Annotated in this window: 19 protein-coding genes; 13 read left to right on the top strand and 6 right to left on the bottom strand. The window is 73.8% G+C overall.

The window, feature by feature from the left end; genetic code table 11:
* Nucleotides 1-11: 11 nt before the first annotated feature.
* The 10 genes from ACIF6L_RS09430 (at nt 12) to ACIF6L_RS09385 (ending at nt 8,934) form a co-directional block, all read left to right on the top strand.
* The gene (locus tag ACIF6L_RS09430; protein ID WP_352292434.1) at nt 12-1,784 is read left to right on the top strand and encodes an ABC transporter ATP-binding protein; all 1,773 of its coding nucleotides are present in this window, start codon (nt 12-14) and stop codon (nt 1,782-1,784) included.
* Nucleotides 1,785-1,950: 166 nt separating this feature from the next.
* Nucleotides 1,951-2,196 (top strand): LapA family protein, encoded by a 246-nt coding sequence (locus ACIF6L_RS09425; RefSeq protein WP_359806892.1) that lies wholly within the window; start codon nt 1,951-1,953, stop codon nt 2,194-2,196.
* Nucleotides 2,193-2,957 carry an amino acid ABC transporter ATP-binding protein gene (locus ACIF6L_RS09420; protein WP_359806889.1) on the top strand — a complete coding sequence of 255 codons (765 nt, stop codon included), beginning with the start codon at nt 2,193-2,195 and terminating at the stop codon, nt 2,955-2,957. The genes ACIF6L_RS09425 and ACIF6L_RS09420 overlap by 4 nt, the downstream gene beginning before the upstream one ends.
* A gap of 25 nt (nt 2,958-2,982) precedes the next feature.
* Nucleotides 2,983-3,861, top strand: coding sequence for a glutamate ABC transporter substrate-binding protein (locus tag ACIF6L_RS09415; protein WP_396488545.1), 879 nt, complete (start codon nt 2,983-2,985; stop codon nt 3,859-3,861).
* Between the two features lie 12 nt (nt 3,862-3,873).
* Nucleotides 3,874-4,518 (top strand): amino acid ABC transporter permease, encoded by a 645-nt coding sequence (locus ACIF6L_RS09410; RefSeq protein ID WP_329490737.1) that lies wholly within the window; start codon nt 3,874-3,876, stop codon nt 4,516-4,518.
* Complete coding sequence (locus tag ACIF6L_RS09405; RefSeq protein ID WP_396488245.1) at nt 4,515-5,378, top strand: amino acid ABC transporter permease; 864 nt, start codon at nt 4,515-4,517, stop codon at nt 5,376-5,378. Before ACIF6L_RS09410 ends, ACIF6L_RS09405 begins: the two co-directional genes overlap by 4 nt.
* Nucleotides 5,379-5,489: 111 nt before the next feature.
* Nucleotides 5,490-6,404 (top strand): LysR family transcriptional regulator, encoded by a 915-nt coding sequence (locus ACIF6L_RS09400; RefSeq protein ID WP_329490739.1) that lies wholly within the window; start codon nt 5,490-5,492, stop codon nt 6,402-6,404.
* Nucleotides 6,405-6,520: 116 nt separating this feature from the next.
* Complete coding sequence (locus ACIF6L_RS09395) at nt 6,521-7,087, top strand: cysteine dioxygenase (RefSeq protein WP_396488243.1); 567 nt, start codon at nt 6,521-6,523, stop codon at nt 7,085-7,087.
* A gap of 13 nt (nt 7,088-7,100) precedes the next feature.
* Nucleotides 7,101-8,138 (top strand): YeiH family protein, encoded by a 1,038-nt coding sequence (locus tag ACIF6L_RS09390; protein WP_396488543.1) that lies wholly within the window; start codon nt 7,101-7,103, stop codon nt 8,136-8,138.
* An 85-nt stretch (nt 8,139-8,223) separates the two neighbouring features.
* On the top strand, nt 8,224-8,934 hold the full coding sequence (locus ACIF6L_RS09385; protein ID WP_329490741.1) for a spermidine synthase: 711 nt from the start codon (nt 8,224-8,226) through the stop codon (nt 8,932-8,934).
* Between the two features lie 55 nt (nt 8,935-8,989).
* Here ACIF6L_RS09385 and ACIF6L_RS09380 read toward each other — a convergent pair whose 3' ends face one another.
* The 4 genes from ACIF6L_RS09380 to ACIF6L_RS09365 form a co-directional block, all read right to left on the bottom strand.
* Nucleotides 8,990-11,260: a glycosyl hydrolase family 18 protein gene (locus ACIF6L_RS09380; protein WP_396488241.1), complete on the bottom strand. Its 2,271-nt coding sequence runs from the start codon at nt 11,258-11,260 to the stop codon at nt 8,990-8,992.
* Nucleotides 11,261-11,582: 322 nt separating this feature from the next.
* Nucleotides 11,583-13,631, bottom strand: coding sequence for a hypothetical protein (locus tag ACIF6L_RS09375; RefSeq protein ID WP_396488239.1), 2,049 nt, complete (start codon nt 13,629-13,631; stop codon nt 11,583-11,585).
* A gap of 135 nt (nt 13,632-13,766) precedes the next feature.
* The gene (locus ACIF6L_RS09370) at nt 13,767-14,657 is read right to left on the bottom strand and encodes a TetR/AcrR family transcriptional regulator (RefSeq protein ID WP_396488237.1); all 891 of its coding nucleotides are present in this window, start codon (nt 14,655-14,657) and stop codon (nt 13,767-13,769) included.
* A gap of 63 nt (nt 14,658-14,720) precedes the next feature.
* Nucleotides 14,721-15,233 carry an NUDIX domain-containing protein gene (locus ACIF6L_RS09365; protein ID WP_329490745.1) on the bottom strand — a complete coding sequence of 171 codons (513 nt, stop codon included), beginning with the start codon at nt 15,231-15,233 and terminating at the stop codon, nt 14,721-14,723.
* Between the two features lie 75 nt (nt 15,234-15,308).
* On the opposite strand from ACIF6L_RS09365, the gene ACIF6L_RS09360 reads away from it, so the two are divergent.
* Nucleotides 15,309-16,532 carry a serine hydrolase domain-containing protein gene (locus ACIF6L_RS09360; protein ID WP_396488235.1) on the top strand — a complete coding sequence of 408 codons (1,224 nt, stop codon included), beginning with the start codon at nt 15,309-15,311 and terminating at the stop codon, nt 16,530-16,532.
* A gap of 6 nt (nt 16,533-16,538) precedes the next feature.
* Here ACIF6L_RS09360 and ACIF6L_RS09355 read toward each other — a convergent pair whose 3' ends face one another.
* Entirely contained in the window at nt 16,539-16,862 is a 324-nt protein-coding gene (locus ACIF6L_RS09355) for a nuclear transport factor 2 family protein (protein ID WP_329490747.1), read from the bottom strand.
* A 145-nt stretch (nt 16,863-17,007) separates the two neighbouring features.
* Here ACIF6L_RS09355 and ACIF6L_RS09350 point away from each other — a divergent pair, with 145 nt between their 5' ends.
* Both ACIF6L_RS09350 and ACIF6L_RS09345 read left to right on the top strand, forming a co-directional pair.
* On the top strand, nt 17,008-17,436 hold the full coding sequence (locus ACIF6L_RS09350; protein WP_329490748.1) for a DUF6325 family protein: 429 nt from the start codon (nt 17,008-17,010) through the stop codon (nt 17,434-17,436).
* Nucleotides 17,437-17,443: 7 nt separating this feature from the next.
* Nucleotides 17,444-17,716 (top strand): SHOCT domain-containing protein, encoded by a 273-nt coding sequence (locus tag ACIF6L_RS09345; protein ID WP_396488232.1) that lies wholly within the window; start codon nt 17,444-17,446, stop codon nt 17,714-17,716.
* Nucleotides 17,717-17,872: 156 nt separating this feature from the next.
* Here the strand turns inward: ACIF6L_RS09345 and ACIF6L_RS09340 are convergent, their stop codons facing one another.
* The gene (locus ACIF6L_RS09340) at nt 17,873-19,396 is read right to left on the bottom strand and encodes an aldehyde dehydrogenase family protein (protein WP_396488230.1); all 1,524 of its coding nucleotides are present in this window, start codon (nt 19,394-19,396) and stop codon (nt 17,873-17,875) included.
* Between the last annotated feature and the right edge of the window lie 26 nt (nt 19,397-19,422).

Below are 19,422 nucleotides of genomic sequence, written 5' to 3'. Positions count from 1 at the left end.
AGGAGCACCGCATGAAGCCCCCCGCCCATCAGGAGCAGGGACCGGCCACCACCCTGCCGGTCGGCTCGCCGGCCACCGTCCGCGCCTACCTGCGGCTGCTCGCCCGGCGGCACCGCGCCGGCTTCGGCGCCGTGGTGGGCCTGCACTCGGTGGCCACCGTCGCCGGCCTGGTCGGGCCCTGGGTGCTCGGCACGCTGGTCGAGTCGCTGGCCACCGGCACCGCCGGGTCCACCATCGCGGTGGCCGTCGCCTGGTACCTGTTGGCCCTGGTGGTGCAGTCGGCCTTCACCTGGTGGTCCCGGCTGCGCGGCAGCGTCCTCGGCGAGCGGGTGCTGGCCGACCTCCGGGAGGACTTCCTGGTCCGGTCGGTGACGCTGCCGACCGGTGTGCTGGAGCGGGCCGGCACCGGGGACCTCGTCTCCCGGGGCACCACCGACATCGACCGGCTGGACAAGTCGGTCCGCGAGGCGGTGCCCGAGCTGGCCGTCGCCGTGGTCTCGCTGCTGCTGGTGCTCGGCGCCCTGGTGGTGACCTCACCGCTGCTCGCGCTCACCTCGCTGATCGGCCTGCCGCTGCTGCTGGCCAGCTCGCGCTGGTACTTCCGGCGGGCCCCGCAGTCCTACCGCAACGAGTCGGCCGGCTACGCCGCGGTCAACACCGTGCTGGCCGAGACGGTCGACGCCGGGCGGACGGTCGAGACGCTGCGCCTGGGCGACGACCGGGTCCGGCTCACCGACCGCAAGCTCGGCGAGTGGCTCGCCTGGGAGCGGTACACCCTCTGGCTGCGCTCGGTCTGGTTCCCGACCATCGACGCGGTCTACACCCTGGCCGTGCTCGGGACGCTGGTGCTCGGCGGCCTGTTCACGCTGGAGGGCTGGATCACCGTCGGCCAGCTGACCACCGGGGTGCTCTACGCCCAGGCGCTCACCGGCCCGGTCGACCTGATCCTGCGCTGGTACGACGAGCTGCAGATCGGGCAGGCCTCGCTGGCGCGACTGGTCGGGGTCCGCGAGGTGCCCGAGCACGAGAGCGACGAGTCCGCCCACCCGGACGGCCGGCACGTGCGGGCCGACGAGGTCCGGTTCGGCTACCGCGAGGGCGCCGACGTGCTGCACGGGATCAGCCTGGACGTCGCCCCGGGCAGCCGGGTCGCCCTGGTCGGTCCCTCCGGTGCGGGCAAGTCCACCCTGGGCCGGCTGCTGGCCGGGATCTACGCGCCCGGCCGGGGCAGCGTGACGCTGGGCGGGGCGGCGCTCTCGCGGATGCCGGCCGAGCGGGTCCGGGCCGAGGTGGCCCTGGTCAACCAGGAGCACCACGTCTTCGTCGGCACCCTGCGGGACAATCTGCGCCTCGCCGCGCCGGACGCCGCCGACACCGAGCTGCGCGCCGCGCTGGACGCGGTGGACGCCGGGGAGTGGGTGGACGCGCTGGCGCAGGGGCTGGACACCGAGGTCGGCTCGGGCGGCACCGCGCTGACCGCTCCGCAGGCGCAGCAACTGGCGCTGGCCCGACTGGTGCTGGCCGACCCGCACACCCTGGTCCTGGACGAGGCCACCTCGCTGCTGGACCCGAGGGCCGCCCGGCACCTGGAGCGCTCGCTCTCGCGGGTGCTGGAGGGCCGGACGGTGATCGCCATCGCGCACCGGCTGCACACCGCCCACGACGCCGACGTGATCGCCGTGGTCGAGGGCGGGCGGATCAGCGAGTACGGCAGCCACCCGGAGCTGGTCGCCGCGGGCGGTCCGTACGCGGCGCTCTGGCGGTCCTGGCGGGACGAGCGGTAACCGGGGGCGGCAGCGGCCCCGGGCGCTCTGCTGCCCCGACCGGCCACCGGTGGCCGGCCGCTCCCGGTGACACAGCGCAAACCCGCACGGGGCAGGGTTGCCCCGTGCGGGTTACTCCCGGGCGCGTAACCGGACAAGTCGGTCGATCCGCCCGCAGACTGCGCGTGTGACCAAGATTTCAGACGGTTCCTCCAGCACCCGGCGCAGCGAGATCGGTGGCGTCCCCACCCGGTACATCGGGATCGGCGTCATCGTCGTGCTCGCGGTGTGGTTCCTGTTCGCCAACCTCGACAAGGTGAAGATCCAGTTCTGGGTGTTCACCGTGACCGCGCCGCTCTGGATCGCGCTGCTCGCCACCCTGATCGCGGGTGGTGCGCTGGGGTGGTTGCTGAAGGGGCGGAGCACCAAGTGACGGCACCGCCGGGGGCGTCCGCCTTCGAGCCGCTGATCGAGCTGCGGGGCGTCAACAAGCACTTCGGCGAGCTGCACGTGCTGCAGGACATCGAGCTGACGGTGGGTCGCGGCGAGGTCGTGGTGGTGATCGGGCCCTCCGGCTCCGGCAAGTCCACGCTCTGCCGGGCGATCAACCGCCTGGAGCCGATCGAGTCGGGCAGCATCTCGATCGACGGCAAGCCGCTGCCCGCGGAGGGCAAGGGGCTCGCCCTGCTGCGCGCGGACGTCGGGATGGTCTTCCAGTCCTTCAACCTGTTCTCCCACAAGACCGTGCTGCAGAACGTCTCGCTGGCGCAGATCAAGGTCCGCGGCCGGCCGCGCGCGGAGGCGGACGCGAAGTCCCGGGCCCTGCTGGAGCGGGTCGGGCTGGTCGCCCAGGCGGACAAGTACCCGGCGCAGCTCTCCGGGGGCCAGCAGCAGCGCGTCGCGATCGCCCGGGCGCTCGCCATGGAGCCCAAGGCACTGCTCTTCGACGAGCCCACCTCCGCCCTCGACCCCGAGATGATCAACGAGGTGCTGGACGTGATGCGCCAGCTCGCGCACGAGGGCATGACCATGGTGGTGGTCACCCACGAGATGGGGTTCGCCCGCGCGTCGGCCAACCGGGTGGTGTTCATGGCCGACGGGCGGATCGTCGAGGACCGTGCCCCCGAGGACTTCTTCGGCGCGCCGGAGAGCGAGCGCGCCCGGGACTTCCTGTCCAAGATCCTGAAGCACTGAGGCGGGCGCCGTGACGAGGAAGTGGATGCTCGCCGCCGCGGCCCTGATCGTGCTGCTGGCCGGCTGCGGCAAGGAGGGCACCCCGCCGCCAAAGGGTCCGCAGCCCAGCGCGCTGCCCAGCTACCAGGTGCGGGACGCCGCCGGCATCACCGGTTCGCCCACCCTGGAGGCGGCGCGCGCCCGGGGCCACCTGGTGGTGGGGGCCAAGGAGGACCAGCCCTACCTCGGCCAGAAGAACCCTGCCACCGGGGAGTACTCCGGCTTCGACATCGAGATCGCCAGGATGGTCGGCGCCGACCTGGGCTTCGCGCCCGACCGGATCGAGTTCCGGACGATCGCCTCCGCCAACCGGGAGACCGCCCTGCAGAACGGGCAGGTGGACTACTACGTCGGCACCTACACCATCAACGACAACCGCAAGAAGCTGGTCGGCTTCGCAGGGCCGTACTACCTGGCCGGCCAGTCGCTGCTGGTGCGCGCGAACAACGACACCATCCACGGCCCGGAGGACCTGAACGGCAAGAAGGTCTGCTCGGCGGCGGGCTCCACCCCGTACCAGCGGATCCAGAAGCAGTACCCCGACGTCAAGCTGATCGGCTACGACACCTACTCGGCCTGCGTGGACAACCTGATCACCGGCCAGGTGGACGCCGTCACCACGGACAACACGATCCTGATGGGCTACGCGGCCAAGGTGCCGGACGAGCTCAAGGTGGTCGGGCCGCTGTTCTCCCAGGAGCCGTACGGGATCGGGACGCCGAAGGACGACACCGTGCTGCGCTACGCGCTCGACGACGCCCTGGCGCACCACGAGGAGAACGGTGACTGGAAGCGGGCCTACGACGCCACCCTCGGCCTGTCCGGGGTGCCCGCGCCGACCCCGCCGCCGATCGACCGGTACTGAGAGGGCCGCCCCGTGAAAACGCTGACCGACAACTGGTCGACCTACTGGGAGGGCTTCCTCGGCACCCTCTCGCTGTTCGTGGTGAGCGCCGTGCTCGCCCTGGTGCTGGGCGTGCTGATCGCCGGCTTCCGGGTCTCGCCGGTGCGGCCGCTGCGGGTGTTCGGGACGGTCTGGGTGACGCTGCTGCGCAACACCCCGCTGACCCTGCTCTTCTTCATCGTGGTGCTGGGCCTGCCGCGGTTCGACATCACGCTGCCGTTCTTCACCTTCGCGGTGCTCGCGCTCGGCTGCTACACCTCGGCGTTCGTCTGCGAGGCGATGCGCGCGGGGGTCAACACCGTGCCCAGCGGCCAGGGCGAGGCGGCCCGGAGCCTGGGCATGACCTTCGGACAGACGATGAGCCTGGTGGTGCTGCCGCAGGCGTACCGGTCGGTGGTCGCCCCGATCGGCAGTGTGATGATCGCGCTGGCCAAGAACACCGCGATCGCCGGCTCGTTCAGCGTGACCGAACTGCTCGGCAGCTACCGGACCATCAACGAGCTGGGATACAGCATCATCTGGACCTTCGTCTGGATCGCCGTCGGCTACCTGATCATCACCCTGGCCGTCAGCGCGCTCTTCAACGTGCTGGAACGACGAGTGGCGGTGTCGCGATGACGGTGGAATCCTCGGCGCTCTACGACATCCCCGGCCCCAAGGCGCTGGCCCGGCACCGGCTGTACGGGCTGATCGCGCTGGTCGCGATCGCCGCGCTGCTCGGGTGGATCGTCTACATGCTGTTCCACACCGAGCAGTTCACGTACCAGAAGTGGATGGCCTTCGAGTACGAGGGCGTGCAGGACCTGCTGCTGCGCGGGCTGGGGAACACGCTCAAGGCCTTCGGATGGACGGTGCTGTTCGCGCTGCCGTTCGGCGCGCTGTTCGCGGCCGGGCGGCTCTCCGACCACCGGGCGGTGCGCTGGCTCTCCACCCTGGTGGTGGAGTTCTTCCGGGCCATGCCGGTGCTGGTGATGATCTTCTTCATCTTCGTCGCGCTCAAGGTGGAACCGCTCTGGGCGCTGGTGGCCGGTCTGGTGCTGTACAACGGCTCGGTGCTGGCCGAGGTGTTCCGGGCCGGTGTGCTCGCGGTGCCCGCCGGGCAGCGCGAGGCGGCGTACGCGCTGGGCATGCGCAAGACCCAGGTGATGTCCTACGTGCTGGTGCCGCAGGCCAACCGGGCGATGCTGCCGGCCATCATCAGCCAGCTGGTGGTGGCGCTCAAGGACACCTCGCTGGGCTTCCTGATCACCTACGAGGAGTTCCTGCACGCGGGCAAGCTGATCGCCACCAACCTCGACTACGACCTGCCGTTCATCCCCGTGGTGATGGTGATCTCGCCGATCTACATCGGGATGTGCCTGGCGCTCTCCTGGCTGGCCCGGTGGGTCGAGGCCCGTACCCGGCGCAGTCCGAGCACCCAGGGCGGCGCACCGGTCGCCGAGGCCGGACTGGTGCTGGGGCTGCCCCCGGAGGAGTAGGAGCGGCGGGAACGCACCGGAGAAACCATAGGTGCGGGTGGGAATAGCTCCGGCATCTCCAAAGTCTGCTTATGATTCCTGGGACCAGGGGCGCGGGCAGGTGGAGGGGCAGTGGAGCCGGTATTCGACTCGCGGCACATCAGGACCTTCCACGAGGTCGTCCGGGCCGGCTCCTACTCGGCCGCCGCCCGCGAACTCGGCTACACCCAGCCCGCCATCACCCAGCAGATGAAGGCGCTGGAGCGGTCCGTCGGAGTGCCGCTGTTCACCCGGGCCGGGCGCGGGCTGCGCCTCACCGAGGCCGGTGAGGCACTGGCCCGGCACGCCGAACTGATCCTCGGCAGTCTCGCCGCGGCCCAGCAGCAACTCGGCGCGCTCGCCCGGTTGCGCGCCGGGAGGGTCCGGGTCTGCGCGTTCCCGAGCGCCAACGCGACCCTGATACCCCAGGCGATGGCCCGGCTGCTCGCCGAGCACCCCGGGGTCCGGGTCGAACTGCTGGAGGCCGAACCGCCCGACTCCGTGCAGCGGCTGCTGCGCGGAGAGTGCGACATCGCGCTCTCCTTCCGCTACCCGGGCGTCGCCGCCGAGCTGCCGCCCGAGCTGGACGAGATCCCGCTGATGGAGGACCTGCTCACGGTGCTGCTGCCGGTCGGCCACCCGCTGGGCCGCCGGCACGCCGTCCGGCTGGCCGACCTCGACGGCGAGCGCTGGATCGCCGGGTGTCCGCGCTGCCGGGCCAACCTGCTGCACGTCTGCGCCGAGGAGGGCTTCGCACCCGACATCGTCTTCTCCACCGACGACAACCTGGCGGTGCAGAGCCTGGTCGCCGCCGGGGTCGGGATCGCGCTGATGCCCGCGCTGGTGCTCTCCTTCATGTGCCACCGCAAGGTCACCGGGCGCGCCGTCGAGCCGCACCTGCGACGCCAGGTGAGCGCGTACGTGCTCCGCGAGCACCGCCGGATCCCGGCCACCGCTCTGGTGCTGGACCAGTTGCGGTCCGCGGCGGCCTCGCGGGTGGGCTGCTGATCCCCGCCGTTCGACAACCGGCCCGTCGGCCCGGGGTCAATCCATAAGCGGGGTTTGGGGAAGAGCGAAAGAACCCTCCTTGGACGTGATGGGTCGGCCGGGGCCAACCTGCTGGCATGACACCCTCCGCCACGGTCGGCAGCGACCGGCTCACCGAGCGCATGACCGCCCTGGTCGGCGAGATCCGCGCGGTCGTGGACCGCGGCCTGCCGCCGGAACTCACCGCCTACCTGGTCGGTGAGCGACTCGCCCCGCACCTGGGGGACGCCGGCCTGCTCACCGAGGCGCAGTGCGAGGGGGATCCCGACCGCTACCGCCAGCACGTCCTGCATGCCGAGGCCGACGGGGGGTTCTCGGTCGTCGCGCTGGTCTGGCTGCCCGGCCAGGAGACCCCGATCCACGACCACGTCTCCTGGTGCGTGGCCGGCGTCCACCAGGGCAAGGAGAGCGAGACCCGCTACCGGCTGGTGTCCGACGGACGCACCGCCCACCTGGTGGAGACCGAGCACGTGGTCGGCCCGGCCGGCACCGTCGCCGCCTTCGCCCCGCCCGGCGACATCCACCTGGTGCGCAACGCCTGCTCCTCCACGGCCATCTCGATCCACGTCTACGGCGCCGACGTCTCCCGGCTGGGCACCAGCATCCGGCGCGTCTACCGGCTGCCCGCCGACGGGCGGCGGTGAGCCCGCCGTGGCACTGACCCTCCGGGACCGGCCCGTCCGCACCCGCGCACTGCCCCCGCTCGGCGGCGACGTCCCCGGGCTGCTGCTCGCCGCCCTCGGCGTGGCCGCCGCGCTCGCGATCCACCAGGCCGTGCCCGCCGTGCCCAAGCTCACCGCCGCCGTGGTGCTCGGCATGGCCGCCGCCCACCTGCCCGGGCTGCGCCCGGTGGTCCGCGGGGTGGCCCGGCCGGGCCTCTCGACGGCCGGGAAGCGGCTGATGCGGCTCGGCATCGTGCTGCTCGGCCTCAAGCTCGGCCTGGACGACGTGCTCGGCCTCGGCTGGGCCACCGTCGCCATGGTCGTCGCCGTGGTGGCCGCCACCTTCGCCGGGACCGTCTGGCTCGGACGCCGGCTCGGCCTGCCGGGCGACCAGCCGCTGCTCGTCGCCACCGGGTACTCGATCTGCGGGGCCTCGGCGATCGGCGCGGTCAGCCAGGCTGCCGGCAGCGAGGAGGAGGACGTCGCCGCCTCCGTCGCGCTCGTCACCCTCTGCGGCACCCTGGCCATCGCCGTCCTCCCGCTGCTCCGCCAGCCGCTCGGGCTGGACGACGCCGGGTTCGGGCGCTGGGTCGGCGCCAGCGTGCACGACGTCGGGCAGGTGGTCGCCACCGCGCAGACCGGCGGGGCGGGTGCGCTGCGCGAGGCCGTCCTGGTCAAGCTGATGCGGGTGGTGCTGCTGGCGCCACTGGTCGCCGGGGTCGCCGTCGCGATGCGGCGGGCGCGCCGGGGCACCCCCGGGGCCACCGGCAAGCGGCCGCCGATCGTGCCGCTCTTCGTGGCCGGGTTCCTCGCGATGATCGCGCTGCGGACCACCGGCGTGCTGCCCGACCGGGCGCTCACGCTGGCCGGGGACGCGCAGGAGCTGCTGCTGGCGGCCGCGCTGTTCGGCCTCGGCAGCGCCGTGCACCTGCCGACCATGCTGCGCACCGGCGGGCGGATCGCCCTGCTGGGGCTGGCCTCCTGGGTGATGGTCGCCGGCGTCAGCTACGCGGGGGTGCTGATCACGACGTGACCGGCGGGGCGGTGGCCTCGGCTATTGTCGGGCGGGTACTCGTTCGCCGAGCCGTTCTGCACCCGAGCCCGGGAGGAATCGCCGCATGTCCATCGCACTGCCCGCACGGGACGACCAGGAGGCAGTCGTCACCCTCGACCGGCGGGAGGGCCCGTTCGGCGAGGTGGTGCTGCGTCGGCGCGGACGGCACTTCGAGATCATCGCGAACGGCTGCTTCCTGATGGACACCGCCGACGGCCGCTCCGAGCGGTTGCTGATCCAGGCGGCGCTGGACGAGCTGGACCGCACCGGCCCCGCGGTGGAGCGCCCCTCGGTGCTGATCGGCGGGCTCGGCGTCGGATTCTCGCTGGCGTACGCGGTGGCCGAGGCGCGCTGGGGCCGGATCGCGATCGTCGAGCGCGAGAACGCGATCATCGACTGGCACCGGAGTGGCCCGCTGGGTGCCTTCTCCGGCGGCGCGCTGGAGGACGAGCGGGTGGCGGTGCTCCACACCGACCTGCTGGAGTACCTGGCGGCGGCGGACGGCGAGCGCTACGACGCGCTCTGCCTGGACATCGACAACGGCCCGGACTGGACGGTCACCGACTCCAACGCCGGGCTCTACGGCGCCGACGGGCTGGCCGTGCTCTGGCACCGGCTGCGGCCGGGCGGGGTGCTGGCGGTCTGGAGCGCGCAGCCCTCCCCGGACTTCGAGGAGGCGCTGCGCGCGGCGGGCTTCTCGGACGTGGTCACCCACGAGATCGAGGTCGCCCGGGGAGTGCCGGACGTGGTGCACCTGGCCCGGCGCGCCGACTGAGCGCCGCGCCGGGCCGGGTCGTCCTGGGCGGGCTGGGCCGGGCTGTACCGGTGGCCTACTTCAGACCGTTGTCCACCGCGGCCATCAGTTCGCCGTTCGGGGTGTCGCCGTCGAAGGCCCACACCATCGCGCCGGCCAGCCCCTGGGACTTGATCCAGGCGGTCTTGCGGGCGATCTCGATCGGGTCGTCGTAGGTGTAGAGGACGGTCCCGTTGTAGATGTACGCGTGGCCGGCCACCGGGTCCCGGTAGATGGTGTAACCGCCGCCGGTGGCCATCTGCTTGAGCTTCTTGTAGTCCTCGAAGCCGGCCTCGTACGTCCCCGGGCCGGGGCCCGTCGCGGTCTGGAACAGGCCGTTGGTGGTGCCGCGCGGCACCCCCGTCCAGCCGCGTCCGTAGAACGGGATGCCCAGGGTCAGCTTGCTCTTCGGAGCGCCGCCGTTGAGGTAGGCGTTGATGGCGATCTCGGAGCTGAACTGCCGGTCCGGGGTGCTCGGGTCACCGGCCGCGAGCTTGATCGCGGACTGCTGGTTGGTGCTCATCTCCCAGCCGCCGTGGTAGTCGTAGCCCTGGATGGTGGCGAAGTCGAAGGCGCCGAACAGCCCGGGGACGTCGATGCCGGCGGTGACCTTCGCCGGGTCGGCCGGGAGGAAGGCGCTCAGCGTGTAGTGCTTGGCGGTGGTGGCGCCGAGGGCGTCCAGCTGGCGGCGGAACTCCTGGGCCAGCAGGGTGTAGTTGGCCTTGTCGGTCGGGCGGAAGATGTTCCCGTCGTGCCCGCCGGAGGCCGGCCACTCCCAGTCGAGGTCGATGCCGTCGAAGATGCCGGCCGCGCTGCCCGGGCCGCCGCGGCCGTCGATGACCGGCAGGTTGCCCTTGATGTACATGTCGATGCAGGAGCTCACCAGCGCCTTGCGGGAGGCGTCGGTGGCGGCCGCGTCGGAGAACCACTTGCTGTACGACCAACCGCCCAGCGAGATCTGGATCTTGAGGTTGGGGTACTTTGCCTTGAGCTGCTTCAACTGGTTGAAGTTGCCCGCCAGCTTCTGGTCCCAGGTGTCGGTGGTGCCGGCCACCGAGCTGCCGGCGTCCCAGCCCTTGCCGAAGTCGGCCCAGGCGTCACCGGCGCCGTCGCCCGCGTTGGGGTCGTTGTCCGGTCCGGCGGCCTTGTTGGTGATGAAGCACTGCTTGGTGGTCGGGTGGATGTTGGCGAAGGCGTAGTTGAGCGTGGTGAGCCGGCCGGCCGAGCCGGAGGTGTCGAGCTGCTTCACGCTGTACCCGCGGGCGTAGATGCTCCACTGGGTGAAGTAGCCGATCTTCAGCGCGCCGGGGTTGCTCCCGCCGGGCTGGGTCTTGCCGGTGACGGCGTTCGACGCGGGTGAGACGTTGCCGGCCGCGTCTCGGGCCTTCACGGTGAAGGTGTACGAGGTGTCCGGAGCCAGGTTGCCCACGGTGGCGGAGGTGCCCGTGACGGTGGCGGCGAGCGCGGTGCCGTTGTAGACGTCGTAGGCGGTGACCCCGATGTTGTCGGTGCTGGCGCCCCAGGTGAGCGAGACGCTGTTGGCGTCCGAGCCGGTGACCAGCGGGGTGCCGGGGGTGGTCGGTGCCTGGCGGTCCGGGTCGGTCGGCGGCTTGGTGGTGGCGGTGACCGGGCCGGCGGCGGCCGAGCGGTTGCCCGCGGCGTCGAAGGCCTGGACGGTGAACTGGTAGGCGGTGCCGGCGGTCAGGCCCTGGACGGTGACCGCCGTGGTGGCGCCGTCCGTGGTGGCGACCTTGGTGGCGCCCTGGAACACGTCGTAGCCGGTGACCCCGACGTTGTCGGTGCTCGCCGTCCAGGCGAGGTCGACGGTGGTCTGGGTGGTGCTGCCGGCCTGGAGGCCGCCGGGCACGGTCGGCGCGCTCTGGTCCCCGCCGGCACCGTCGCAGGGCTGGCCGTTCAGCTTGCAGTTGAGCAGCGGCTTGTAGGCGCCCGAGTAGGCGATGTTGAAGCCGAAGTTGTACGTGCCGCCCGGCGGCAGGTTGCCGGCCCAGCTGGGGTTCTTGACCGTGACGTGCGAACTCGCCGTGGTGTAGCTCGCGTTCCAGAGCGAGGCGACCGTGTTGGCGGCCGGCAGGTCGAACTCCAGGGTCCAGCTGGGCAGGGTGGCGCTGGAGCCGTTGGTGATGGTGTAGCCGCCCTCGTAGCCGGTGCTCCAGTCGCTGCCCTTGGTGAACGTCGCGGTGGCGGACCCGGCGGCGTGGGCGGCGGTGCTGGGCAGGGAGACGGCGAGCAGCGGGACGATCAGGGTCCCGGCCGCCAGCAGCGGCAGCTTGATCCGACGTCGGCGCATGGTTGTGGCTCCTGTCCTGGGGCCTCCGGGCATGCCGGGTCGCCCCGTTACCTGTGGGGAGGTGTCAGGTGCGTGGAGCAGCGTGCGGGAGCTCCGGGCCGTCGGGCGGCGCGGAACCGGGACCTCCGGCCGTCGGGGTGCCGTCAGGATCCTGTGCTCCCCGAGGGTAGGGAGCCGCTCGGCAACTGGCAATAGGTCTGTACCAGTTGACGGTGGTGGACATGGCGGGTGGCGCGGTCGCCGGTCGGTGGGGCCGGGGGCGGACGCGCACCGGCGGCCGCCCCTGGTGCGGGGCGGCCGCCGGTGCGGGGCGGTCCGGGCCTCAGCCGAAGGGGCTGGTCTCCGGCGCGGCGGCCGGTGCGGCCTCGGGGGCGGCGGGGGTGTCGGCCGGCAGCGGGGCGAAGGGGTTGAAGTCCGGCGGCGGGACCATCACCGGGGTGCCCTTGGGGCCGCGCGCCGGGTCGTCCGGCCCGTCCTCGGCCGTCGGCAGGGTGACGGTCGGTGCGGGGACGGTCGGCGGCGCCGAGGGCGGCGGCGGCACGGCGGCGGGCGGCTGCGGGAGGGTGGTGCCGAACGGGTCGCTCGGCCGGTCCTCGGCCGTCACCGTGCCGAACGGGTCGGCGGCCCGGGTGGCGGCCGGTGCGGCCTCGGGGGCGGCGGGGGCGGGGGTGTCGGCCGGCAGCTGGGCGAAGGGGTCGAAGTCCGGCGGCGGGACCATCACCGGCGTGCCCTTGGGGCCCCGCTCCGGGTCGTCGGCGGTCTCCGGCACGGTGGTGTCGGTGAGCGTCGCGGCCTGCGGGGCGAAGGGGTCGAAGTCCGGCGGCGGGACCATGACGGGGGTGCCCTTGGGGCGCCGCTCGGCCGCCTCCGGGCTGTCGTCCGGCACCAGGAGGGGCTCGACGGGCGTCGGGTCGGCCTCGGGGGCGAAGGGGTTGAAGTCGGCCGGGGGGACCCGGACCGGCGTGCCGCGCAGGTGGACCGGCAGCGGCGTGGCGTCGTCCGGAACGGGCGCGGCGGCCTGCTCCGGGACGGCTTCGGCGGCGAACCCGGCCGTCGCGGCGAGCGGTTCGGCCGCCGGAGCGGGCGTCGGAGCCGGAGTCGGAGCCGGAACCGGGTACGGCTCGGCGGGGACGCCGTGGGCGGGGGGCGCGGCGGGCGCCGGCGCGAAGGCGCGGACCGGCGGGGCCAGCTGCCCGGCCACGCCGTCCCAGCCGAACTGGACGCTCTTCAGCAGCTCGGCGAAGGCCTCCGTGTACAGCTCCCAGTCCTGCTGCTGCGCCGTCGTGAGCTGGACGCAGAGCACCGAGACACCGTCCGGCAGCGGCACGAACGCCTCCACCACCGAGGTGACCGCCCAGCGGCGCCGGCCGTCGTCGGCGAGCGGACCGGGGACGGGGACGCTGCGGCCCTCGACCAGGACGGCGGCCGGGCCGGCCGGCAGCAGCACCGTCCAGACCTCGGCGTGCCGGCGGACGGTGGCCAGTTCGGTGGCCAGCCCGGAGATCGGCAGCGGGTGGCGGGCGAGCGAGACCACCAGGGTGGCCTCGGTCGGCCGGCCGGCCACCTCCAGGGCGCAGAGCCCGGCGTAGACCGTGCCCGAGGCGGTGATGGTGTCGGCCAGGGACGCGGCGATCACCGCGAAGTCGCGGCGCGGCGCCGGACCGGTGCCGCTGAACAGCTCCTCGGCGACCTCGGCCAGGTGCGCGGTCAGCTCGGCGGCGGCCGCACCGGTGGCCGGGTCGACGCCCTTGGTGGTGGCCACCGCGTCGGCCCCGGCCGGGCCGGCGGGCACGGTACGGGCGGAGACGCCGACCGGGCCGCCCGGGGAGGTCAGCGGGTGGAAGCCGGGCGGGACGACCAGGCGGACCTCGGCGCCGGCGCCGGTGGCGAGCTCCACCGGCTGCCGGGTCTGCTGTCCGGCGGCGAGCGACGCCAGCGCGGCGGCGAACGGCGGGCGCAGCTCGGGGGCGGCGACCTCGCCGGCCACCGGCAGCCCGAACAGCGCGGCCGTGGCGGTGCCCCGGTCGGCCACCGCGCCGCGTACCGGGCCGCCGCCGTACCGCGCGAGCAGCGCGTCGCCGGCCAGCTCGGCCAGCGGGGCGCCGGTGCCCGGGCGGGCCGTCCCGGCGGTGACCACGGTGCCGAGCCGGTCGACGGCGTCGTGCACCGGACCGTTGGGCGCCAGTGGGAGGTTGAACAGGGCCTCGGCCGCCGGGTGGGCGCCGGCGGTCAGGGCCGTCAGCGAAGCCGCCGGGTGGCGCGAGGTGTGCTTCCCGAAGAGGGCTTCGGTGAGCGCGCCGAGCGTCGCGGACACCTGCTCCGCCGGGGCGAAGGGATTGGCCTCCGTGGTGAACTGGCCGTCCTGGGTCAACTGATGAGCCCCCCGCTCTGCTGCGTGTGCGTTGGTGGTTCGGCGGATCCGGGCGCGCTCGTGACCGGCGCGGCGTCAGATCCGTGCCCATTCCTATCAGAGGCCGCCGCTGTGGCAGAACCGGCGTCCGCCGGTTCAGTCCGCGGGCTCGACCGCCAGCGCGGCGACCGCGTCCGCGATGCCGGGAACGGCGAACAGGCCCGCGAGTTCGCGCACCAGCCGCCCGGCCGGGCCGGCGGGGCGCTCGGCGGCGAAGAAGCCGGCGAGTTCGGCGGCCAGCGCGGGCTCCCGGGCGGCGGTCAGCGTCAGGGCCGCGACGAACTCCTGGACCAGGTGCAGCTGGAGCTCCTCCAGCGGCACCGAGCGCTCGCCCAGCCACTCCAGCGAGGTGATCTCGGCGTTGGCGATCCAGGCGCGGACGGTCAGCCGCAGGCCCGGACTCGGCGAGGGGACCGCCAGGTGGCTCAGGATCTGGTCGTGCGCGGCCCGCCGGACTTCGTCGATCACCGCCGACGTCCCGGCGCTGGCCGCCACCGAGCCGCCGCGCAGCAGCGCGGCGAAGCCGGGACCGTGGCTCTGCACGAAGTCCAGGTAGCGGCCCATCACCCGGTACAGCCGCTCGGAGAGCGGGCCGTCGGCGGGCTCCTCGAAGCGGCCGGCCAGCTCGCGGCCGGCCCGGCGCAGCGACTCCTCGTACAGCGCCTGCTTGCCGGGGAAGTAGTGGTAGACCAGCGGGCGGGAGGCGCCGGCGGCGGCCGCGATGTCGTCGATCGACACCTCCTCGGGCGGGCGCCGGCTGAAGAGGTCCAGGGCGACGGCGATCAGCTGCTCGCGCCGCTCGTCCACGCTGAGCCGCCGGCGCGGGCGCTCGCCGCCCTTCCCGGCCGGTGCGCCGGCGGCGGTGCCGCCGGGTGCCGCGAGGCCCGGGGTCGCGCCGTCCGGGGCGCCGGTGCGGCCGGCGGCCCGGCCGCTGCTCCGGGCGGTGCGCGGGGACGTGGGCGCCGCCGACGGCGTACGGGAAGCCATGGGCGTCACCCTATCCGGCCCGGGCGGCCGCCGTGGATCTTGTCCGGCGGCCGGGAACCGGGCCTACCGCGCCGGGTGCCGCTCCCGGTAGCGGCGGTACGCCTCCAGGCCGTCCGGCACGAACGCGTCGGCCGCCAGCCGGGCGTCCAGCTCCTCCGGGGTCAGCCAGGCGTGCCAGGCGACCTCGGACTCCTGCGGCGCGACCGGGCCGTCCCAGCGCGCCTCGTACAGGTCGCACCACCAGGAGAGCCCCTCCTGCCGGAAGAGGAACTTGAACAGCGGGCGCGGCTCGATCCCGCTGACGCCGAGCTCCTCCTCGGCCTCGCGGACGGCGGCGCTCGCGTACGTCTCGCCGGCGCCGACCACGCCGCCGACGAACATGTCGTGGAAGCCGGGCGCGAACAGCTTGGTGTCGGTCCGCCGGTGCACGAAGATCCGTCCGGTCCGGTCGCGGACCAGGATGAACACGCAGCGGTGGGTCAGCCCCCGCCGGTACACCTCCCCGCGCGGGGCGGTCCCGATCACCCGGTCGTGCTCGTCGACGACGTCCAGCAGTTCATCCGCAGGGTTGGTCATGACGGACAGGTTAGGGTTTCCGGGCCCGGTTCGAACGCGGGCACGACAGGATTCGGACGACTCCGGGGGCGCGCGGTGACGGAGATCTGGGGCGAGACGGCCGAGGGCTTCGAGCCCGTACGGGAGGCCTTCTCGCGCAACTTCCAGGAGTACGGCGAGCTCGGCGCGGCGTTCGCGCTGTACGTGCGCGGGCGCAAGGTGGTCGACCTGTGGGGCGGCGACGCCCGGCCCGAGGTCGGTGGCCGGCCCGCGCCGGCCGTGCCGTGGACGGCGGACACCGCGCAGGTGCTGCGCTCGGTCACCAAGGGCCTGACCGCGACCACGGCGCTGCTGCTCGCCGAGCGCGGGCAGCTCGACCTGGACGCGCCGGTGGTCTCGTACTGGCCGGAGTTCGGCGCGGCGGGCAAGGGCGGGGTGCCGGTGCGCTGGCTGCTCTCGCACCAGGCCGGGGTGCCGGCGCTGGACGTGCCGCTGCGGCTGGAGGACGTGCTCACCTGGGAGCGGGCGGTCGCGGCCGTGGCCGCGCAGGCGCCGGCCTGGGAGCCCGGCACCGCGCACGGCTACCACCCGTACACCTTCGGCTGGCTGGTCGGCGAGGTGGTCCGCCGGGTCAGCGGGCGCACGGTCGGCCGGTACTTCGCCGAGGAGATCGCCCGGCCGCTCGGCCTCGACCTGTGGATCGGGCTGCCGGCCGGCGCCGCGCCGCGGGTCGGCCGGCTGGTGGACCTGCCCGCCCCGGAGGCCGCCCGGACCGGCCCGAGCGGGCTGCGGCTGCGCCCCAAGCAGGTGGTCCGGGACGCTTACCAGGACCCGGCCTCGCTGACCGCCCGGGCGTTCGCCTCGGTGCGGCCCGGGGTGGACCTCAACGACCCGGCGGTGCAGGCCGCCGAGATCCCCGGGGCGGGCGGGATCGGCACCGCGCGGGCGCTGGCCCGGTTCTACGCGGCGCTCGTCGGCGCGGCCGACCGGGAGGGCGGGGCGCCGGGCACGGTGCCGGCACCGTTGCTGGGGCCGGAGGTGCTGGCCCGCGCGGCCGGGCCGGTGGTCAGCGGGCCGGACCGGGTACTGATCGTCAACTCGACGTTCGGCCTCGGCTTCTTCCGGCACGGCCCGACCGCGCTGATGGCCTCGCCGGCGAGCTTCGGCCACCCGGGCCGGGGCGGCTCGCTCGGCTTCGCCGACCCGGAGCTCGGCCTCGGGTTCGGCTACGTCACCAACGGCATGCAGCCCGGGGTGACGGGAGACGTCCGCTCCCGCCGGCTGATCCACGCGGTGCGCGGCTGCCTCGGGCTGTCCTGAGCGGCGTCAGGCCTGGCCGGTCTCGAAGCGGCTGATCCGGTTGCCGTCGACGACGAAGCGCCAGGCGGTGCGCATCTCGCCCCAGGTCTCGTTGCTGTAGTTGGCGATCAGCGCGCGGCCGCCGTCCGACTCGGACTGGACGTCCATGTGGCCGCGGCTGGTGAAGATCTCACGGTCGATCCAGTCCGCCAGGTCACGGTCGGCGCCGTCGTCGGACATCGTGGCGTCCTCGGTGAGCAGGGCCGTGAAGGCCGCGCGGTCGTTGGCGTTGATCGCGGCGACGGCGGCCCGGACGGTCGGGTCGGAGAGCTTGGCGATGGCGATGGTCACGGTTTCTCCCAGGGTGAAGGGGGACGGGTCTCCTGTCTAAGGCGTCCGCCGGGCGTGTCCGGGCATGTCGGCGGCGCGTCGGTGATTTTCGGTACTCATGTGCTTTGATCCCGATATGGGTGATTTGCTCGCGGAAGGGAGTCCCATGGGTCCGGCCGAACTGCTCGTCCTGGCGTTCCCCCGGCAGACCATCACCGTCGAGGCGGCCACGGTGCTCGGCAAGCTGCGCACCGGGGGCGACATCCGGGTGGTCGACTCGCTGGTGGTCACCCGGCACGTGGACGGGGAGGCGACGTACGGCGAGCTCGCCGACTACGAGGACCTGCGCGGCATCGTCCCGGACGGGCACGCCGACCTGCCGCTGATCGGGCCGGAGGACGCGCAGGAGGCGGCCGAACTGCTGGTGCCGGGCACGGTGGCGCTGCTGGTGCTGATCGAGCACGTCTGGGCGCGGGAGGCCGCCGAGGCCCTGAGCGCCGTCGGCGGGCGGATCGCCTCGGGCGTCCGGATCCCGCCCGAGCACATCGACGAGGCCGTCCGCGCCGCCGAGGCGCATCGCGCGGCCGGGAAGTGAGGACGCCGTGATCCGATCCCCGGGGCCGATCCGGCCGGTGCGGGTGCAGCGGCCGGTGGGCGCGCCGCTGGTGCGCGGACCGGTGCTGGGCGCCGCGGCCGGCCGGCCGCCGGGCGGGCCGGTGGCCGAGGGCGCCGGACCGGTGGACGAGCCGGTGAACCAGCCGGCGGTCGGGCCGCAGATCGCGGACATGCTTTTCGACCTGGGCCGGCTGACCCGGCAGGGCCTGCTCACCCCCGAGGAGTTCGCGACCGCGAAGGCGCGGCTGCTCGGCGGGTGAGCTCGGGAGAACCGCGGTGCGGCGCCTCGCAGGGGCGCCGCGGCGCGGACCACGGGGAGTGGTGGCGGAGTGGGAAGTCGGCCGGTCCGACATCCCACTCCGCCTTTCGCGTCCGTCGGGAGCGCCCGGTGCCCGGCCGGGCGTCCGGCGCCCGGCCTAGAAGAAGCCCAGGGCGTCCGGGGAGTAGCTGACCAGCAGGTTCTTGGTCTGCTGGTAGTGCTCCAGCACGGCCTTGTGGTTCTCCCGGCCGATGCCGGAGTTCTTGTAGCCGCCGAACGCCGCGTGCGCGGGGTAGAGGTGGTAGCAGTTGGTCCAGACCCGCCCGGCCTGGATCGCCCGCCCGGCCCGGTAGGCGGTGGCGCCGTCCCGGCTCCAGACGCCCGCGCCGAGGCCGTACGGGGTGTCGTTGGCCTGGGCGATGCCGTCGTCGAAGTCCTCGAAGCGGGTGACCGAGAGGACCGGGCCGAAGATCTCCTCCTGGAAGATCCGCATGCTGTTCACGCCCTCGAAGACGGTGGGCGTCACGTAGTAGCCGCCGGCCAGCGAGCCGCCGAGGTCGGCCCGCTCGCCACCGGTCAGCACCTTGGCCCCCTCGGCCTGGCCGATCTCGATGTAGGAGAGGATCTTCTTCAGCTGGTCGTCGCTGGCCTGCGCGCCGACCTGGGTCGCGGTGTCCAGCGGGTCGCCCTGACGGATCGCCCGCACGCGGTCCAGGCCGTCGGAGAGCAGGCGGTCGTAGACGGCGGACTGGATCAGCGCCCGGCTCGGGCAGCTGCAGACCTCGCCCTGGTTGAGGGCGAACATCGCGAAGCCCTCCAGGGTCTTGTCGTAGAAGGCGTCCTGCTCGGCCGCGACGTCGGCGAAGAACAGGTTGGGGCTCTTGCCGCCGAGCTCCAGCGAGACCGGGATCAGATTGCCGCTGGCGTACTGGGAGATGAGCCGGCCGGTGGTGGTCTCGCCGGTGAAGGCTATCTTCCGGATCCGGGGGCTGGAGGCCAGCGGGCGGCCGGCCTCCAGGCCGAAGCCGTTGACCACGTTGAGTACGCCGGGCGGCAGCAGGTCCGCGGTGAGCTCGACCAGCAGCAGGATCGAGGCCGGGGTCTGCTCGGCGGGCTTGAGCACCACCGCGTTGCCGGCCGCCAGCGCCGGGGCGAGCTTCCAGACCGCCATCAGGATCGGGAAGTTCCACGGGATGATCTGGCCGACCACGCCCAGCGGCTCGTGGAAGTGGTACGCCACGGTGTCCTCGTCCAGCTGGGAGAGGCCGCCCTCCTGGGCGCGCAGCGCGCCCGCGAAGTAGCGCAGGTGGTCGACGGCCAGCGGCAGGTCGGCGGCCAGCGTCTCGCGCACCGGCTTGCCGTTGTCCCAGGTCTCCGCGACCGCCAGCTCCTCCAGGTGGTCGGCGATCCGGTCGGCCATCCGCAGCAGCACCTGGGCGCGTTCGGCGGGCGGGGTGCGGCCCCAGGCCGGGGCGGCGGCGTGGGCGGCGTCGAGCGCGGCCTCGATGTCCTCGGCGGTGCCGCGGGCGACCTCGGTGAAGACCTCCCCGGTGACCGGGCTGGGGTTCTCGAAGTACTCGCCGCGGACCGGCGGCGTCCAGCGGCCGCCGATCCAGTGCTCGTAGCGGGGCCGGTAGGCGACGATGCTTCCGGGCTGACCCGGGGGCAGGTAGACCGTCATGTGCTGGGTGCCTCCTCGCGCTGTCG

Source organism: Kitasatospora sp. NPDC086009 (assembly GCF_044540385.1).
Taxonomy (GTDB): Bacteria; Actinomycetota; Actinomycetes; order Streptomycetales; family Streptomycetaceae; genus Kitasatospora.
Note: the sequence above shows the minus strand (reverse complement) of the source record. Positions and strands in the feature narration are given on the sequence as shown.